Annotated in this window: 18 protein-coding genes and 1 pseudogene; 17 read left to right on the top strand and 2 right to left on the bottom strand. The window is 61.1% G+C overall.

The window, feature by feature from the left end:
• Positions 1-85 precede the first annotated feature (85 nt).
• From fabF to J1G35_RS23025, 14 genes are all read left to right on the top strand, one after another.
• Complete coding sequence (gene fabF, locus J1G35_RS23090; protein WP_053140134.1) at positions 86-1330, top strand: beta-ketoacyl-ACP synthase II; 1245 nt, start codon at positions 86-88, stop codon at positions 1328-1330.
• On the top strand, positions 1330-2145 hold the full coding sequence (pabC, locus tag J1G35_RS23085; RefSeq protein ID WP_223016107.1) for an aminodeoxychorismate lyase: 816 nt from the start codon (positions 1330-1332) through the stop codon (positions 2143-2145). Before fabF ends, pabC begins: the two co-directional genes overlap by 1 nt.
• 1 nt (position 2146) lies before the next feature.
• Positions 2147-3268, top strand: a complete 1122-nt coding sequence (mltG, locus tag J1G35_RS23080) for an endolytic transglycosylase MltG (protein WP_223016106.1) — start codon at positions 2147-2149, stop codon at positions 3266-3268.
• 19 nt (positions 3269-3287) lie between these two features.
• Positions 3288-3920 (top strand): dTMP kinase, encoded by a 633-nt coding sequence (gene tmk / locus J1G35_RS23075; protein ID WP_053140143.1) that lies wholly within the window; start codon positions 3288-3290, stop codon positions 3918-3920.
• Positions 3913-4902: a DNA polymerase III subunit delta' gene (locus J1G35_RS23070; RefSeq protein WP_223016105.1), complete on the top strand. Its 990-nt coding sequence runs from the start codon at positions 3913-3915 to the stop codon at positions 4900-4902. Before tmk ends, J1G35_RS23070 begins: the two co-directional genes overlap by 8 nt.
• Positions 4903-4964: 62 nt before the next feature.
• Positions 4965-5759 (top strand): TatD family hydrolase, encoded by a 795-nt coding sequence (locus tag J1G35_RS23065; RefSeq protein WP_053140151.1) that lies wholly within the window; start codon positions 4965-4967, stop codon positions 5757-5759.
• Between the two features lie 436 nt (positions 5760-6195).
• Entirely contained in the window at positions 6196-6855 is a 660-nt protein-coding gene (locus J1G35_RS23060) for a TetR/AcrR family transcriptional regulator (RefSeq protein WP_053140154.1), read from the top strand.
• A 114-nt stretch (positions 6856-6969) separates the two neighbouring features.
• A complete protein-coding gene (locus J1G35_RS23055; RefSeq protein ID WP_053140157.1) occupies positions 6970-7938 on the top strand; it encodes a radical SAM protein in 969 nt (322 codons plus the stop codon).
• Positions 7939-8082: 144 nt separating this feature from the next.
• Positions 8083-8688 (top strand): DUF4823 domain-containing protein, encoded by a 606-nt coding sequence (locus J1G35_RS23050; RefSeq protein WP_053140160.1) that lies wholly within the window; start codon positions 8083-8085, stop codon positions 8686-8688.
• A 16-nt stretch (positions 8689-8704) separates the two neighbouring features.
• On the top strand, positions 8705-9265 hold the full coding sequence (locus tag J1G35_RS23045) for a DUF1285 domain-containing protein (RefSeq protein ID WP_223016104.1): 561 nt from the start codon (positions 8705-8707) through the stop codon (positions 9263-9265).
• 71 nt (positions 9266-9336) lie between these two features.
• A complete protein-coding gene (locus tag J1G35_RS23040; RefSeq protein ID WP_223016103.1) occupies positions 9337-10050 on the top strand; it encodes a GntR family transcriptional regulator in 714 nt (237 codons plus the stop codon).
• Positions 10047-11057 carry an ADP-ribosylglycohydrolase family protein gene (locus J1G35_RS23035; protein WP_053140169.1) on the top strand — a complete coding sequence of 337 codons (1011 nt, stop codon included), beginning with the start codon at positions 10047-10049 and terminating at the stop codon, positions 11055-11057. The genes J1G35_RS23040 and J1G35_RS23035 overlap by 4 nt, the downstream gene beginning before the upstream one ends.
• A 79-nt stretch (positions 11058-11136) precedes the next feature.
• Positions 11137-12603, top strand: a complete 1467-nt coding sequence (locus tag J1G35_RS23030) for a cytosine permease (RefSeq protein ID WP_053140172.1) — start codon at positions 11137-11139, stop codon at positions 12601-12603.
• Positions 12596-13513, top strand: coding sequence for a PfkB family carbohydrate kinase (locus J1G35_RS23025; RefSeq protein ID WP_223016102.1), 918 nt, complete (start codon positions 12596-12598; stop codon positions 13511-13513). Before J1G35_RS23030 ends, J1G35_RS23025 begins: the two co-directional genes overlap by 8 nt.
• A gap of 54 nt (positions 13514-13567) precedes the next feature.
• On the opposite strand, the gene J1G35_RS23020 is transcribed toward J1G35_RS23025, so the two are convergent.
• Together J1G35_RS23020 and J1G35_RS23015 are read right to left on the bottom strand one after the other, a co-directional pair.
• Positions 13568-13834, bottom strand: a complete 267-nt coding sequence (locus J1G35_RS23020; RefSeq protein WP_053140178.1) for a hypothetical protein — start codon at positions 13832-13834, stop codon at positions 13568-13570.
• Positions 13835-13885: 51 nt separating this feature from the next.
• On the bottom strand, positions 13886-14215 hold the full coding sequence (locus J1G35_RS23015; protein ID WP_053140181.1) for a hypothetical protein: 330 nt from the start codon (positions 14213-14215) through the stop codon (positions 13886-13888).
• Positions 14216-14414: 199 nt separating this feature from the next.
• On the opposite strand from J1G35_RS23015, the gene J1G35_RS23010 reads away from it, so the two are divergent.
• The 3 genes and pseudogenes from J1G35_RS23010 to J1G35_RS23000 all read left to right on the top strand — a co-directional run.
• The gene (locus J1G35_RS23010; protein ID WP_053140184.1) at positions 14415-14894 is read left to right on the top strand and encodes a GNAT family N-acetyltransferase; all 480 of its coding nucleotides are present in this window, start codon (positions 14415-14417) and stop codon (positions 14892-14894) included.
• A 239-nt stretch (positions 14895-15133) separates the two neighbouring features.
• Positions 15134-15955, top strand: a complete 822-nt coding sequence (locus tag J1G35_RS23005) for an SDR family oxidoreductase (RefSeq protein ID WP_223016101.1) — start codon at positions 15134-15136, stop codon at positions 15953-15955.
• A gap of 37 nt (positions 15956-15992) precedes the next feature.
• Positions 15993-16182 (top strand): annotated as a pseudogene (locus J1G35_RS23000) (arabinose ABC transporter substrate-binding protein); the annotation flags it as partial.

The following is a 16182-nucleotide window of genomic DNA, read 5'->3' as shown; positions in this document are numbered from 1 at the left end:
CTGTAACGGCGTGCGGTTTTTTCTTTAGCGCTGATGAAAAGTGAGCTCTGAAGCAAAGTGTCGTCATTAGAAAAAGGAGAGTGCTGTGTCGCGTAGACGCGTCGTAGTCACCGGTATGGGTATGTTATCGCCACTGGGTACGGATGTGCCGAGCAGTTGGCAGGGCATTCTGGCTGGCCGCAGTGGTATTGGTCTGATCGAACACACGGACCTTTCTGCCTATTCCACCCGTTTTGGCGGCTCGGTAAAGGGGTTCAATGTCGAGGAATATCTCTCGATCAAAGAGTCCCGCAAACTCGACCTGTTCATTCAATACGGCCTGGCAGCCGGTTTTCAGGCAGTGCGTAACGCCGGCCTGGAAGTTACCGACGCTAACCGTGAGCGCATCGGCGTGGCCATGGGGTCGGGTATTGGCGGTCTGACCAATATCGAAGAAACCAGCCGCACGCTGCATGATTCCGGCCCTCGTCGAATTTCACCGTTCTTCGTGCCTGGCTCGATCATCAATATGATTTCCGGTTTCCTGTCCATCCACTTGGGTGCGCAGGGGCCTAACTACGCGATTGCCACGGCGTGCACCACGGGCACCCACTGCATCGGCATGGCGGCACGTAACATCGCCTATGACGAAGCTGACGTGATGATCGCCGGTGGCGCTGAAATGGCCGCCTGCGGCCTGGGTATGGGCGGCTTCGGCGCGTCCCGTGCACTGTCGACCCGCAATGACGAGCCGACCCGTGCCAGCCGTCCGTGGGACAAGGGCCGTGACGGCTTTGTACTGGCCGACGGTGCCGGTGCGCTGGTGCTTGAAGAGTTGGAGCACGCCAAGGCGCGTGGTGCCACCATCTATGCCGAGTTGATCGGTTTTGGCATGAGCGGCGACGCCTATCACATGACATCGCCACCGTCCGACGGTGCCGGCGCTGCGCGTTGCATCACCAACGCCCTGCGCGATGCCAAGGTCAATGCGGACCAGGTGCAGTACATCAACGCCCATGGCACCTCGACCCCGACGGGCGACCTGGCGGAAGCCGAAGCCATCAAGTCGGTGTTCGGCGAGCACGCCTACAAGCTGGCGGTCAGCTCCACCAAGTCCATGACCGGCCACCTGTTGGGTGCGGCGGGCGCGGTCGAAGCGATCTTCAGTGTCATGGCCATCAAGGACCAGGTCGCTCCGCCGACCATCAACCTCGATGAGCCGGACGAAGGCTGCGACCTGAACTTTGTGCCGCATGAGCCGCAAGAGATGCCGATCGACGTTGCGATCTCCAACTCGTTCGGTTTTGGTGGTACCAACGGTTCCCTGGTGTTCCGCCGGTTCGCCGAGTGATGCACAGCTGGGTCGACGGTCAGCCAGCGGACAGCGTGCCCCTGAAAGATCGCGGCCTGGCGTACGGTGATGGCCTGTTCGAGACCATCGCCGTCAAGGCCGGGCAGCCCGTGCTGCTTGACCGTCACCTGCAGCGCCTGGATGAGGGCTGCAGGCGCCTCGCTTTCGTTACGGATACACACTTGGTCCGTAGTGAAGTGCAGGCCTATGCCGCCGCTCTCGGCGACGGTGTGCTCAAGTTGATCCTCACGCGCGGCGACAGTCTGCGCGGCTATGGCATCAACCCTGACGCACCTGTGCGCCGTATCTTGCAGGGTAGTCCGCCTGCGACCTATCCCCAGGCCCATGCAACCGACGGTGTTCGTCTGTTTGCGTGTGCCACCCGCTTGGCCGAGCAGCCGCTGCTGGCTGGTCTCAAGCACCTCAATCGCCTGGAGCAGGTGATCGCCCGTGCTGAATGGCAGGATGCCGAACATGCCGAAGGTTTGATGCTGGATATGTCCGGGCGTGTCATCGAAGGTGTCTTCAGCAATCTGTTCCTGGTGCGTAATGGCTTGTTACTAACCGCCGATCTGAATCGTTGCGGCGTTGCGGGCGTCATGCGCGCTGAGATTCTGGCCCAGGCGCATGCTCTGGACATCCCGGTGGCCGTGGCTGACATCAGCCTGGAGCAATTGCAGGAGGCTGACGAAGTCTTTGTGTGCAACAGCGTTTATGGCATTTGGCCGGTGCGTGGCTGCGCTGCGATGAGCTGGTCGGTTGGGCCGCTCACCCGTAAACTGCAGGGCATTGTTCGCGCGCTATTGGATATTTGAGTTGATACGAAAACTGGTTGTACTGCTGCTGATCGGTCTGTTCTCGGCGGCTTTGCTGTTGGGCTTTTGCGCCTGGAAATATGACGCTGCCCTCAAGCAGCCGTTGAATCTGACCCAGGAGCAATTGCTCGATGTGCCGGCAGGGGCGACCCCCACCGGGACCTTCAATCGCCTCGAAGCCGACGGCGTGCTCGACGGCGCCTTCTGGCTGCGCTTGTACTGGCGCTTCAACCTCGACGGCCAGCCGCTGCACAGCGGTGAATACCGCATGACCCCAGGCATGACCGCCGAAGGCCTGATCGGCCTGTGGCAACGGGGCGAAGTGGTGCAATACAGCCTCACGCTGGTAGAAGGCTGGAATTTCCGTCAGGTGCGTTCGGCCCTGGCCAAGCATGAAAAGATCGTGCAGACCCTGTCGGGCCTCAGTGACAGCGAAGTGATGGACAAGCTCGGCCACTCCGGCGTGTTCCCCGAAGGTCGGTTCTTCCCGGATACCTACCGCTTCGTGCGTGGCATGACCGATGTCGAGTTCCTGAAGAAAGCCTACAACCGCCTGGATGACGTGCTCGCCCAGGAGTGGAGCAAACGCGCTGCCGACGCGCCTTATACCGATCCCTATCAAGCGTTGATCATGGCCTCCCTGGTGGAGAAAGAGACCGGTGTGCCCGAAGAACGTGGGCAGATCGCCGGGGTGTTCGTACGTCGCCTGAAAATCGGCATGCTGCTGCAGACCGACCCCACCGTGATCTACGGCCTGGGTGAGCGCTACAACGGCAAGTTGACCCGCGCGCACCTCAAGGAAGCCAACCCCTACAACACCTATATGATTACCGGCCTGCCGCCGACGCCAATCGCCATGGTCGGCCGCGAGGCCATCCATGCCGCATTGAACCCGGTGCCGGGTAGCAGCCTGTATTTCGTCGCCCGTGGCGACGGTAGCCATGTTTTCTCTGATGACCTGGGTGCGCATAATGCCGCGGTGCGCGAATTCCAACTCAAGCGCCGCGCCGATTACCGCTCAAGCCCGGCACCGCTGGCAAAACCGCCGGAAGACCTGACGCCGCCTGCTGATGCACCCGCCGAGCCCGCGCCGGACGCCGCCGCGCCGCAAAGCCCGCAATAACTCTGACTAAGGACTGCCTGTGACTGGCTTGTTTATTACCCTGGAAGGCCCCGAAGGCGCCGGCAAAAGCACCAACCGCGATTACCTGGCCGAGCGTCTGCGCGCTGAAGGTGTCGAGGTGGTGTTGACCCGTGAGCCCGGCGGGACACCGCTGGCCGAGCGCATCCGTGAAGTGTTGCTGGCCCCAGGCGAAGAACAGATGGATCCGGACACCGAGCTGCTGCTGGTGTTCGCTGCCCGTGCCCAGCACTTGGCCGAGGTGATTCGCCCGGCCCTGGCCCGTGGTGCCGTGGTGATTTGCGACCGTTTCACCGATTCCACTTATGCCTACCAAGGTGGTGGCCGAGGCTTGTCCCTGGCGCGCATCGCTACCCTGGAAACCTTTGTGCAGGGTGATTTACGTCCTGACCTGACCCTGCTGTTCGACCTGCCGGTGGCAGTGGGCATGGCGCGTGCCAGCGCCCGTGGGCGTCTCGACCGTTTCGAGCTGGAAGGCCAGGTTTTTTTCGATGCTGTGCGCAGCGCGTTTCTCAAGCGCGCCCAGGCTGAACCGGCGCGCTACCACCTGCTGGACGCGGCCCAGCCGTTGACGCAGGTGCAGCAGGCCATCGACGCCCTGTTACCCAAGCTGTTGGAGCGCGCCCGTGGCTGAAGCTTACCCATGGCAGGACAGTCTTTGGCAACAGTTGGCCGGTCGTGCCCAGCACGCCCACGCCTATCTGCTGCACGGCCCCATCGGGATTGGTAAGCGCGATCTCGCCGAACGCCTGATGGCCAGCTTGTTGTGCCAGCGCCCGGTCAATCTCGAAGCTTGCGGCGCGTGCAAATCCTGCCTGTTGCTCAAGGCCGGCAGCCACCCGGACAACTATCTGCTCGAACCCGAGGAAGCCGACAAGGCGATCAAGGTCGACCAAGTGCGTGACCTTGTCAGCTTCGTGGTGCAGACCGCGCAGATGGGCGGGCGCAAGGTGGTACTGATCGAGCCGGTGGAGGCGATGAACATCAACGCCGCCAACGCCTTGCTCAAGAGCCTGGAGGAGCCCTCCGGCGACACGGTGCTGTTGCTGGTGAGCCACCAGTCCAGCCGCTTGTTGCCGACCATTCGCAGCCGTTGCGTGCAGCAGGCCTGCCCGTTGCCGAGCGAGGCTATGAGCCTGCAATGGCTGGCGCAGGCGCTGCCCGATTGTTCCGCAGAAGAACGGGTCGAGCTGTTGACCCTGGCGGCCGGTTCCCCGCTGGCGGCCGTCAAGCTGCAAGCCCAGGGCGTGCGTGAGCAGCGAGCCCTGGTGGTGGACGGGGTGAAAAAACTGCTCAAGCAAGAGCTGTCCGCCACCCAGTTGGCTGAAAGCGCCTGGAAGGACATTCCCTTGCTGCTGCTGTTCGATTGGTTCTGCGACTGGTCGAGCCTGATCCTGCGCTACCAGTTGACCCAGGACGAAAACGGCCTCGGCCTGCCGGATATGCGCAAGGTGGTGCAATACCTCGCGCAGAAAAGCGCGCAGGACAAGGTGCTGAATATTCAGGACTGGATCCTCGCCCAGCGCCAGAAAGTGCTCGGCAAGGCCAACCTCAACCGCGTGCTGTTGCTCGAAGCGCTGCTGGTGCAGTGGGTCGGCTTGCTCGGCCGGCGTTAATTTCAGTGGCCGACGGTGTATCGTTGGCCAGACACTTTCCGTGACTTAAGTCGTAATTTCCTATGCTTGTAGATTCCCATTGCCACCTTGATCGCCTCGACCTTGCCCAACATGGCGGCTCCCTCGATGCTGCCCTCGACGCTGCACGCCAGCGTGGGGTCGGGCACTTCCTGTGTATTGGCGTGAGCGCCGAAAATGCTGCCGACGTCAAAGCCCTGGCCGAGCGTTATGCCGATGTGGATTGCTCGGTGGGTATCCACCCGCTGGACCTCAAGCCCGGCGAAGCGCCGGCCCTCGACTGGCTGCTGGGCGAACTCAATCACCCGCGTGTGGTAGCCATTGGCGAAACCGGCCTGGACTACCATTACGAGCCGGAAGCCGCCGAGTTGCAGCAGGCCTCGTTTCGCCTGCATCTGCAGGCCGCCCAGCAAACCGGCAAACCGGTGATTGTCCACACCCGTGGCGCCCGTGCCGACACCCTGGCCCTGTTGCGCGAAGCCGCCTTACCCCAGGCTGGCGTGCTGCATTGCTTTACCGAAGATTGGGACATGGCCAAGGCGGCGCTTGACCTGGGTTTCTATATTTCCCTGTCAGGCATTGTCACGTTCCGCAATGCCGATGCCTTGCGCGACGTCGCGCGCCAAGTGCCGGCCGATCGCCTGCTGGTGGAAACCGACTCGCCATACCTGGCGCCCATTCCCCATCGTGGCAAACCGAACCTGCCTGAGTATGTGCGGGACGTAGCGGATTACCTGGCCATGCTGCGCGGTGAGTCCTATGAGCGCTTTGCCGAGCAAACCACCGAGAACTTCAAGCGCCTGTTCCCGCTGGCCCATGTAGCCGCGCGACGCGACTAAATCGCAGGCAAAAAAAACCCGGGTTCTGGGGGGTGAATCCGGGTTAAGACCATTAGGAGTAAAACAAGGGCACACAGTCCGTCGGTACCCAGGTCGGCGCTTCACTTGGGGGAGATGTCACGCCGACAGTTCAAGTATTGATCAGTATCTGATTCAGTCCAGTCGCGACTGATCGTTTTTTAAACAGATTTGGAATACCCGCGCTTCGCTTGAGTTCTCATTGGGCACGTGTACGGGTGTAGTTGTTGCGTATTATTTCTGACTGCGATCCATGAAATCGTTGGCGTGCTGAAAGTAAAGTGCGTCACGGGTTCACATAGGCGTTGCCCAACGACCGTTCAGTCGGGATAATCCCTCGCACTGGGTAAATCGTATCGCCATGTATTCGTGGCCCTGCGCAACCCTCCCTATTCCGACCTTTGCAGACCTCTTCCTCATGCACAAAGAACCCCGTAAGGTCCGTGAGTTTCGCCGCCGTGAGCAGGAAATTCTCGACACCGCACTCAAGTTGTTCCTCGAACAAGGCGAAGACAGCGTCACCGTCGAGATGATCGCGGATGCCGTGGGTATCGGTAAAGGCACGATCTACAAACACTTCAAGTCCAAGGCCGAGATCTACCTGCGCCTTATGCTCGACTATGAGCGCGACCTGAACGAGTTGCTGCATTCGGCCGATGTCGACAAGGACAAGGAAGCCCTGTCCCGGGCCTACTTCGAGTTCCGCATGCGTGACCCGCAGCGTTACCGCTTGTTTGACCGCCTGGAAGAGAAGGTGGTCAAGGGCCATCAAGTGCCGGAGATGGTCGAGGAACTGCACAAGATCCGCGCCTCGAACTTCGAGCGCCTGACCCTGCTGATCAAGGGCCGCATCAGCGAAGGCAAGCTTGAAGACGTACCGCCGTATTTCCACTACTGCGCCGCCTGGGCCTTGGTGCACGGCGCCGTGGCGCTCTACCACTCGCCGTTCTGGAGCAACGTGCTGGAAGACCAGGAAGGATTTTTCCAGTTCCTGATGGACATCGGCGTGCGCATGGGCAACAAGCGCAAGCACAGCGCAGAGCTGCCACAGGCCCCAGTCGAAACGCCCGCCAGCTGATTATTTACTGCCAGGCGCATTACCCCAGGAATATACTCAGGCAAGGATCTTGCTAAAAGCTGATTTATCAGTCAGCTTTTAGCGCGCCCGAATCATCCTCTGCCGGAGTGATCCATGATCGTTGATCGTCAAGGCAGGCGTTTTCGCAATTTGCGGATCAGCCTGACCTCAGCCTGCAATTACGCGTGTACCTACTGCGTGCCAAACGGCAAGCGGCTGGTGGCTGCCCAGGACGAACTCTCGGCCGAGGCAATGGCCCGTGGTGTGGCCTATCTGATCGAGGCGGCGGGCATCGACCGCTTGCGCATCACCGGCGGCGAACCGCTGGTCAGTCCCAAGCTGGAAGCTTTCATGGGCGCAGTCGGCGGCATGGGCCTGAGCGATATCAGCCTGACCACCAACGGCCAATTGCTGGCGCGCAAACTGCCGCTGCTGGTGGACGCCGGCATTCGGCGTATCAACGTCTCCCTCGACACCCTGGACGCCGACGCCTTCCGCAGCATCGCCCGTGGTGGTGACCTGGCCACCGTGCTCGACGGCATGGACCAGGCCCGCGCTGCCGGAATCAAGATCAAGGTCAATATGGTGCCGTTGCGCGGCCAGAACCTCGACCAGGTGATGCCGCTGCTCGACTACTGCCTGGAGCGTGGCTACGAGCTGCGCTTTATTGAATTGATGCGCATGGGCCACCTTGCAAAAGACTCCAACGCGTTCCTGCAGCAGTTCGTCAGCCTGCAACAATTGCTCGGCCTGATCGGCGAACACCACGAATACCTGCAGGCCAACGCCCCCGTGGATGCCACGGCGGTGCGCTACGAAGTGCCGGGCAAAGGCTTCTTTGGCGTGATCGCCAACGAAAGCGTACCGTTCTGCCGCACCTGTTCACGGCTGCGGTTGTCGTCGACCGGCTGGCTGCATGGCTGCCTGTCGTCGAGCAACCGTCACTACGTCGGCGACCTGTTGGACAAACCTCGTCACCAAGCGCTGCCGGCGCTGCAAGGCCTGCTGATGAAGGCCCTGGGTGACAAGCAGGAAGTGGCGTTCTCCGGCGGCGCGACGATCATGAAGATCATCGGCGGTTAACCCTTTCCCAAGATTAAACATCATTCAATAGGGGAGGGGGCTTGCTCCCTCCCACATTTAGGTCTGCGTTGTTTCCAAATGGCGCGGATTCTGCATCTCGTGCCCATTCGCCGGTTTTCCGTCACCGGCTTCTGGAGGATTAGGATGCGTAGTCTGGTTTTGTTGCTGGCGTCTCTGGCGTTGGGTGGCTGCATGACCGTCAGCGATATGGCCGAAGGCACCCGCTATCAGATGAGCGACGCCGGGTTGCTTGACCACAGCGATACCCGTCGTACCGCCTCGGTTCGTATACAGCCGGACTCCTTTGTGTTTATCGCCCAAGGCGTCTTCGTACCGCCGGGCAGTGCCTACCCGCGACCGAATGTGGTGGCCGAGGAAGCCTTCAACGGTTTCGTCGAATACTTTCCCATGGTGCGCCGCGCTCGTCAGCCGGAAGGCCTGGAACAGGCGATGGCCGAAGCCCGTGCGGCGGGTGCCCACTACCTGTTGTACTGCCGTTTCGCCAAGGCAGATGACCGTATTGGCAACGCCGACGAATGGGCTGATCAAGAGGCGCTGGACCGGCTTGGCCTGGACAACGGCGTTATCCAGATCATGTTGATCGAGACCAGCACCCAGTATTTGATTGATACTGCACGTATTCGCAGTCGTGGCGGTTTACTGACGTTCCACGACAACAAGCCAGAAGATCTGATTGCCCGCCCTTTGGCGCAGTACGCCCGAGGCCTGCTGGGCATGAGCGATCAGTAAGACCGAGGAGAACGCCATGACCGATTCCGCCAAGGCCAACGATCTGTTGGCTCAACTGCCCAAGGGCAAGGGGCCGGCGCCGGTGCACATGTGGAACCCGGATTTCTGCGGCAACATCGATATGCGCATCGCCCGCGACGGTACCTGGTTTTACCAGGGCACGCCGATCGGGCGTAAGCCAATGGTCAAGTTGTTCTCCAACATCATCCGCCGCGATGGCGATGATTACTTTCTGGTCACTCCCGTGGAAAAAGTCGGCATCAGCGTCGATGACGCGCCGTTTGTCGCGGTAACCCTGGAAGTCGAAGGGGAGGGCGAAGGTCAGGTACTGCGCTTCATGACCAACGTCGACGAGCCCATCGAAGCCGATATCGAACACCCATTGCGGGTGGTAATCGACCCCGTCACCCAGGAGCCGTCGCCCTATCTGCGCGTGCGTACCAACCTCGAGGCCCTGGTGCATCGCAACGTTTTCTACCAATTGGTGGAGTTGGCGGTGAGCCGGCCGATCAATGGTCAGAACTGGCTGGGTGTATGGAGCCGCGGCGAGTTTTTCCGCATCGGCCTGGAGCCGTGAGTCTGGTTTTTTTCATCTCCCTGAAATAATTCGCTTGCTGCAAACGGGCGCTTTCGGTTATCAATTTGTACATGATTAGACATGTTCGATTTGATAAGAAAAAACGCGTCGTCGACGAGCTCATCCGCCGTATCGAGGGTGGGGTGATGGCCGACGGTTTCCTGCTGCCGGGCGAGCATCAACTGGCCGAAGAGTTTGCGGTCAGTCGCGGCACGCTACGTGAAGCCCTCGCCGAGCTCAAACGCCGCAACTACATCGCCACCCAGAGCGGTGTCGGCTCCATTGTTACGTTTGACGGCATGGTGCTCGATCAAAACAGTGGCTGGGCCCAAGCCTTGGCGGATACCGGCGCATTGGTCACCACCGATATCCTGCGCCTGGAAGCCGTGACACGCCCCAATCTGTTCAGCCGCTTCGGCAGCGACCAGTTTATTGCCCTCGACCGCCGCCGACGCACCACCGATGGCACGGCGGTCTCCCTTGAACGTTCGCTGATGCCGGCTTCGGGTGGCCTGGAAAGCTTGCCCCGGGTTGGCCTGATCGACAATTCCCTGACCATTACCCTGGCGGCCTACGGCTATGTCGGCGCCGAAGGTGACCAATGGATCGGCGCCGAGCCCCTTAGTGATGAAGACGCCGAGCTGCTTGGCCGACCGGCCGGGAGCGTGTTTCTCAAGGCGTCACGCACCACTTACGACCGCCGCGAGCGCTTTATGGAGTACGTCGAAAGTTTGCTCGACCCTCTGCACTTTCGCCTGCACCTGCAGTTTGGATCTTCGAAATGACCCCGAATACCCGCGCGCTCGGCGCGTTCTACGGCCTGGCCCTGGGCGACGCCCTGGGCATGCCCACCCAGTCCCTGAGCCGTGAGCAAGTGCAACAGCGCTTCGGTGCCATTACCGGCCTGGAAGATGCCGACGCCGACCAACCCATCGCGCCCAACATGCCGGCCGGCTCCATCACTGATGACACTGAGCAGGCCATCCTGGTGGCTGAATTGCTGGTCGAAGGCCAAGGCAGGATCGCGCCGACTGTCCTCGCCCAGCGCCTGATCGACTGGGAAGCGGTGATGCGCGCCAAGGGCTCCCAGGACCTGCTCGGTCCGTCTACCAAGCGGGCCATCGACATGATCCTCGCCGGCCACACGCCGGAAGAATCCGGGCGCTACGGCACCACCAACGGTGCAGCCATGCGCATTACGCCGGTGGGCATCGCCGCCGACGTCAGCGACCTGACCGCGTTTGTCCAAGCGGTTATCCAGGCCTGCCAGGTCACTCACAACACCACGCTGGGCATCTCCAGCGCTGCGGCGGTGGCGGCGGTGGTATCGGCCGGCATCAACGGTGTGGATCTGGGGGAAGCGCTGAATATCGGCACTCAGGTCGCCCAGCAGGCGGAAAACCACGGTCATTGGATCGCCGGTGGGCGGATTTCCACCCGCATCAGTTGGGCGCGAACCCTGAGCGTCGGCAGCGGCGACAAAGCCCTGTTCGCTGACCTGCTGTATGAATTGATCGGCACCTCCGTTGCCTCCCAGGAGTCGGTGGTGGTGTCGTTTGCGCTCGCCCAGCAAGTCGCGGTGGGTGACATGAACGCGTTCGAAGCGCTGTGCCTGGCAGCCAGTCTGGGCGGCGATACCGACACGATTGCGGCGATGCTCGGCGCGATGCTTGGTGCCTGCCTCGGTATGCAGTGCTGGCCTGAGGCGATGATCGATCAAGTCAAAGCCGTCAATGGCTTGGACCTGCAGCCCTTGGTCCAGAGCCTGCTGGCCTTGCGACAAGCGCGGTAGGCGCCGAGTCAGGATGATCGTTTAACGCTTTGATTCCCTGCCACAACCACAACAATACAGGCACCAGGAGCCCCTCCTCATGAGCAGCACCTCTTCCGGTCAAAGCGCCGGACAATTGGAAACCCGCGGTATCGAACCGGTCCCTGAAGGCGAGTGCAACGGCCATCCGCTGCAACTGTTCTGGGTGTGGTTCGCCGCCAATATCAGCATCCTCGGCTTGCCGCTCGGCGCGACCCTCGTGGCGTTTCGCGGCCTGGCCATCTGGCAAGCGGTCATCGTCGCGATCCTTGGCGCCGCCGGCTCTTTCGCGGTGGTGGGCATCATCTCCATCGCCGGCCGGCGTGGTCGTGCACCCAGCCTGACGCTGTCCCGCGCCATCTTCGGCGTGCGCGGCAATATCGGCCCGACACTGGTGTCGTTGATGTCGCGCCTGGGTTGGGAAACCGTTAACACCACCACCGCGGCCTTCGTGCTGCTGTCGTTGTGTTCGATTCTGTTCGGCTCTGCGGTCGAGGCGAAAAGCGCACCGGTCCTCACCCTGATTTTCATCGGCATTTTCGTGCTGCTGACCTTGGCAGTTTCGGGGCTGGGTCACGCCACCTTGCTGGTGATCCAGAAGTGGGCCACCTACGTGTTCGGCGCGTTGAATATCCTGGTGGGCGGTTTCCTCTGCGCCACCATCGACTGGAGCGCGGTGTTCAATGCCACCCCGGCTCCCCTGAGCGCGATGATCATCGGTGTTGGCACCATGGCCGCCGGTACCGGTATCGGCTGGGCCAACGCCGGTGCCGACATGTCACGCTACCAGCACCGCAGCGTCACGGCCGTGCGCCTGGTGGCGTCGGCCGCATTTGGCGCGGGGATTCCGCTGGTATTGCTGATCACCCTCGGTGGCCTGTTGTCGGTGGGCAACAACGACCTGGCCTCGGCCACTGACCCGATCATTGCGATCCGCGACATGCTGCCGACCTGGATGGCGGTGCCATACCTGATCACCGCGTTTGGCGGGCTGTTGCTGTCGAACAACCTGTCGGTGTATTCGGCCGGCCTGACCACCTTGACCCTCGGCCTGAAGGTCAAGCGCGTGCATGCGGTGATCGTCGACATCGTGGCGATCTTCGCCGGTTCCATCTACTTCATGCTGATCGCCGACAGCTTCTACGGCCCGTTCATCACCTTCATCTCGTTGCTGGCGGTGCCGATCACCGCGTGGGTGGGGATCTTCGTGGTCGACCTGATCCATCGTCACTACTACAGCCCCGAAGACCTGCTGGACGTAAGCCCAAGCAGCGCCTACTGGTATCGCGGCGGCGTTGAATGGCGTGCATTCGGCGCCTGGGCCGTGGCCATCGTGCTCGGTTTCAGCTTCACCACCATCGGCACCACCGCCGAGAACATCTGGTTCGCCGGGCCGTTGTCCGACTCCTGGCTCGGCCACAACGGCCTGGGCTGGATCGTCACCTTCCTGGTTGCCGGCGGAATGTATGCGCTACTGGGCGGCGCGGCTGACCGTCGTCCGGCGTTAGTAGAGAGCTCCAATGTCTAGATTGCTGCACACCGGCCAGGTCATCGTCGACCTGGTCATGGCCCTCGACACCTTGCCCGCGACCGGCGGCGACGTGCTGGCCAAGTCCGCCAGCTTCGAAGCTGGCGGAGGCTTCAATGTGATGGCAGCGGCGCGGCGCAATGGCTTGCCGGTGGTCTATCTGGGCCGTCACGGCACTGGCCGCTTCGGCGATCTGGCCCGCGCGGCGATGCAGGCCGAGGGCATTGAAATGGCCCTGGCAGCCAGCGACGGCAAGGACACCGGCCTGTGTGTGTCCCTGACCGAGGCCACCACCGAGCGCACCTTTATTTCCCATATCGGCGCCGAGGGTGAACTGAGTGCCGAGGACCTGGCCAATGTTGTGCCTCATCCGGATGACTATGTGTATGTCAGTGGCTACAGCCTGCTCCTGGAGGGCAAGGCCCAGCCGCTGATCGACTGGCTGCTGGCACTGTCACGGCAAATCGTGGTGGTGTTCGACCCCGGCCCGTTGGTCAAGGCGCCGGATTCGGCCTTGATGCGTGCGCTGTTGCCACGTATCGATATCTGGACCAGCAATGGCCCTGAAGCCTTGGCGTTCACCGGCGCGGCGACTATCGCTGCCGCATTGCCCGCGCTTAATCAGTACCTGCCCGCCGAGACGCTGCTGGTGGTGCGCGACGGACCGAATGGTTGCTGGGTGGGGCGTGCAGGTCAGATCGAGCATGTGCCCGGCTTCAAGGTGCAGGCGGTGGACAGCAATGGCGCGGGGGATGCGCATGCAGGAGTGTTTATTGCGGGGTTGGCGGTGGGTTTGAAACCAGCGGCGGCAGCACGGCGGGCGAATGCAGCGGCAGCCTTGGCGGTGACGCGTTGGGGGCCGGCAACTTCCCCAGGCAGCGCCGAAGTCGACGCATTACTCACCGAGTAACCGCGAAAAAAAATGTGGGAGGGGGCCCCTCCCACATTGGGTTTTGCATGAGGGCTACTGGCGCGTCTCACCTTCGAGCTTGCGCGCTTCATCCACACCTGACGCCGTCAACTTGATCGGCAGATTCAGCGAGTACTCACCGGCATCGTCGGTGGTGACATGCCCATCCTTGATGAGCCCGCGGTCCTGCAAGAATGCCAAGACACTGGCAACCTCTTTTTCGCCGCGGTAGTTATCCAGCACTTCCTTGCCCAAGCCTTGCGGGTGGGCGTGCAGCAGGCGGGTGAGGACTTCTTTTTCAAGGTTTCTATCGACGTTCATGCAGACCTCTTCACTGGGAAATGGTTGGGTGTTCGTCTTTCAATCATGGGATCAAGGTGCAGGTTGTTTTGGCGCGCCCGGCAGGTTCGAGTCGTCGCCTTTATTGATCTTTGGCTCGTTGACCGATGGCCCCATTTTGCCGTTGCCCACGGCTGGCGGGCTCTGGCGACCGGTGTCCTGGCCTTTGGTATGCGGGTCGGCGCCATTGGTGTTGTCGATGACTGCGCCGCCGTTGGTGTCCAAACCCGTCCCCATGGACTTTTGCGACTCAGAGGTCGCTGGGTTGGTCGGCCCGGTAGAGGAGGTGGCAGCCACGGCACTCAGCGATGCGGCGGACAGCAGGCCAGTGAGGGCGAGGGCGGCAAACTTGGAATTCTTCATGAGGGTGTCTCCATATGATTAATGTCCTTACCCTCTATTGGTCAGTCGTCTTTTAATGATCGTGCCTGGGTGGCGACGAACGGTGCTGTATCACCTGTAAGATTTTGTGTGTGGACTGCCTGGCTACCGAGAAATTGCACTGCAATCAGTCATCAAAGCGCCTTAGTATGTGTGCTTTGAAATTGCCCAAGGCTCGCCCATGACCATCGAGATTCGCCCCGCCGTGCCCAGCGATGCTGCGCAGATCCTGACATTCATCACTGAACTCGCCGAGTACGAAAAAGCCCGGCACGAAGTGATCGCCAGCGTGGTGGACATCGAGCGCAGCCTGTTCAGCGAGGGCGCCACCGCCCATGGCCTGATCTGCTCGCGGGATGGCTTGCCGATTGGGTTTGCGGTGTTCTTTTTCAGCTATTCCACGTGGCTGGGCAGCAACTGCCTGTACCTGGAAGACCTCTACATCAACCCCGAGCAACGTGGCGGCGGCGCGGGCAAGAAGCTGTTGCGCCACCTGGCCAAGATTGCCTTCGATAACGGTTGCGGGCGCTTTGAATGGAGCGTGCTGGATTGGAACGAGCCGGCGATTGCCTTCTACAAATCCATCGGCGCCCAGCCGCAGGAGGAGTGGGTGCGCTATCGCATGGAAGGCGATGCGCTGCGGGACTTCGCCCTCGGCTGAAGCCACCTTCTTGAACGCACTGTAGATCCAATGTGGGAGGGGGCTTGCTCCCGATTACGGTGTGTCAGCCACTGCTGCTGTGACTGATGTATTGCAATCGGGAGCAAGCCCCCTCCCACATTATTTTTTTGCTTTTGCTCACTATATGGGATGCAAATTTATATATTGAGATATTTCAAATGATGGGTTTATAGTCGTCCGCATCAGCACTCACTACCAAAAATAAAACAGGTGAAGCGATGCAACCCCAACCGTTGTCATTACCCGCCGTGCCCGAGCCAACCTACGGCGAGCGCCTGAAGAACAAGGTGGTGATCATCACCGGCGCCGCCCAGGGCATTGGTGAGGCGATCGTCGCGTGTTTCCAGGCCCAGCAGGCGCGTCTGGTTATTGGGGATATCCAGGGCGAAAAGGTCGAGAAAGTCGCTGCCCACTGGCGCGAACGCGGCGCCGAGATCTACGCCCAACCCGTCGATATCACGTCCAAGGATCAATGGCAGGCGCTGGTCAATGTGGCGATCGAGCGTTTTGGCCGCGTGGATGTGCTGGTCAACTGTGCCGGGGTCAATGTGTTTCGCGACCCGTTGGAGATGAGCGACGAAGACTGGCGCCGCTGCTTCGCCATCGACCTCGACGGCGCCTGGTACGGCTGCCGCACGGTGCTGCCACACATGATCGAGCAGGGCATCGGCAACATCATCAATATCGCCTCCACCCATTCCAGCCACATCATTCCCGGCTGCTTTCCCTACCCGGTCGCCAAGCACGGCCTGCTCGGCCTTACCCGCGCCCTTGGTATCGAATACGCGCCCAAGGGCATACGTGTAAATGCCATCGCCCCGGGCTATATCGAAACCCAGCTCAACGTCGATTACTGGAACGGTTTCCCCGACCCCCACGCCGAGCGCCAGCGCGCGTTCGACCTGCACCCGCCCAAGCGCATCGGCCAGCCCATCGAAGTGGCGATGACTGCGCTGTTCCTGGCGACCGACGAGGCGCCGTTTATCAATGCCACCTGCCTGATGATCGATGGCGGGCGGTCGGTGATGTACCACGACTAGAACTTGCCACTCCCAATAACAACAAGAGGTGCCGTTCATGAAAAAAGCAATACGCGTACTGGCAGCTGCCGCCGTGCTCAGCGGCCTCAGTACTTTCGCATTTGCCGAGGAAGTGAAAATCGGCTTCCTGGTCAAACAGGCCGAGGAACCGTGGTTCCAGACCGAATGGGCCTTTGCCGAAAAAGCCGGCAAGGAACATGGCTTTACCGTGATCAAGATCGCCGTGC

The organism is Pseudomonas sp. SH10-3B, assembly GCF_019891415.1.
GTDB lineage: Bacteria > Pseudomonadota > Gammaproteobacteria > Pseudomonadales > Pseudomonadaceae > Aquipseudomonas.
Note: the sequence above shows the minus strand (reverse complement) of the source record. Positions and strands in the feature narration are given on the sequence as shown.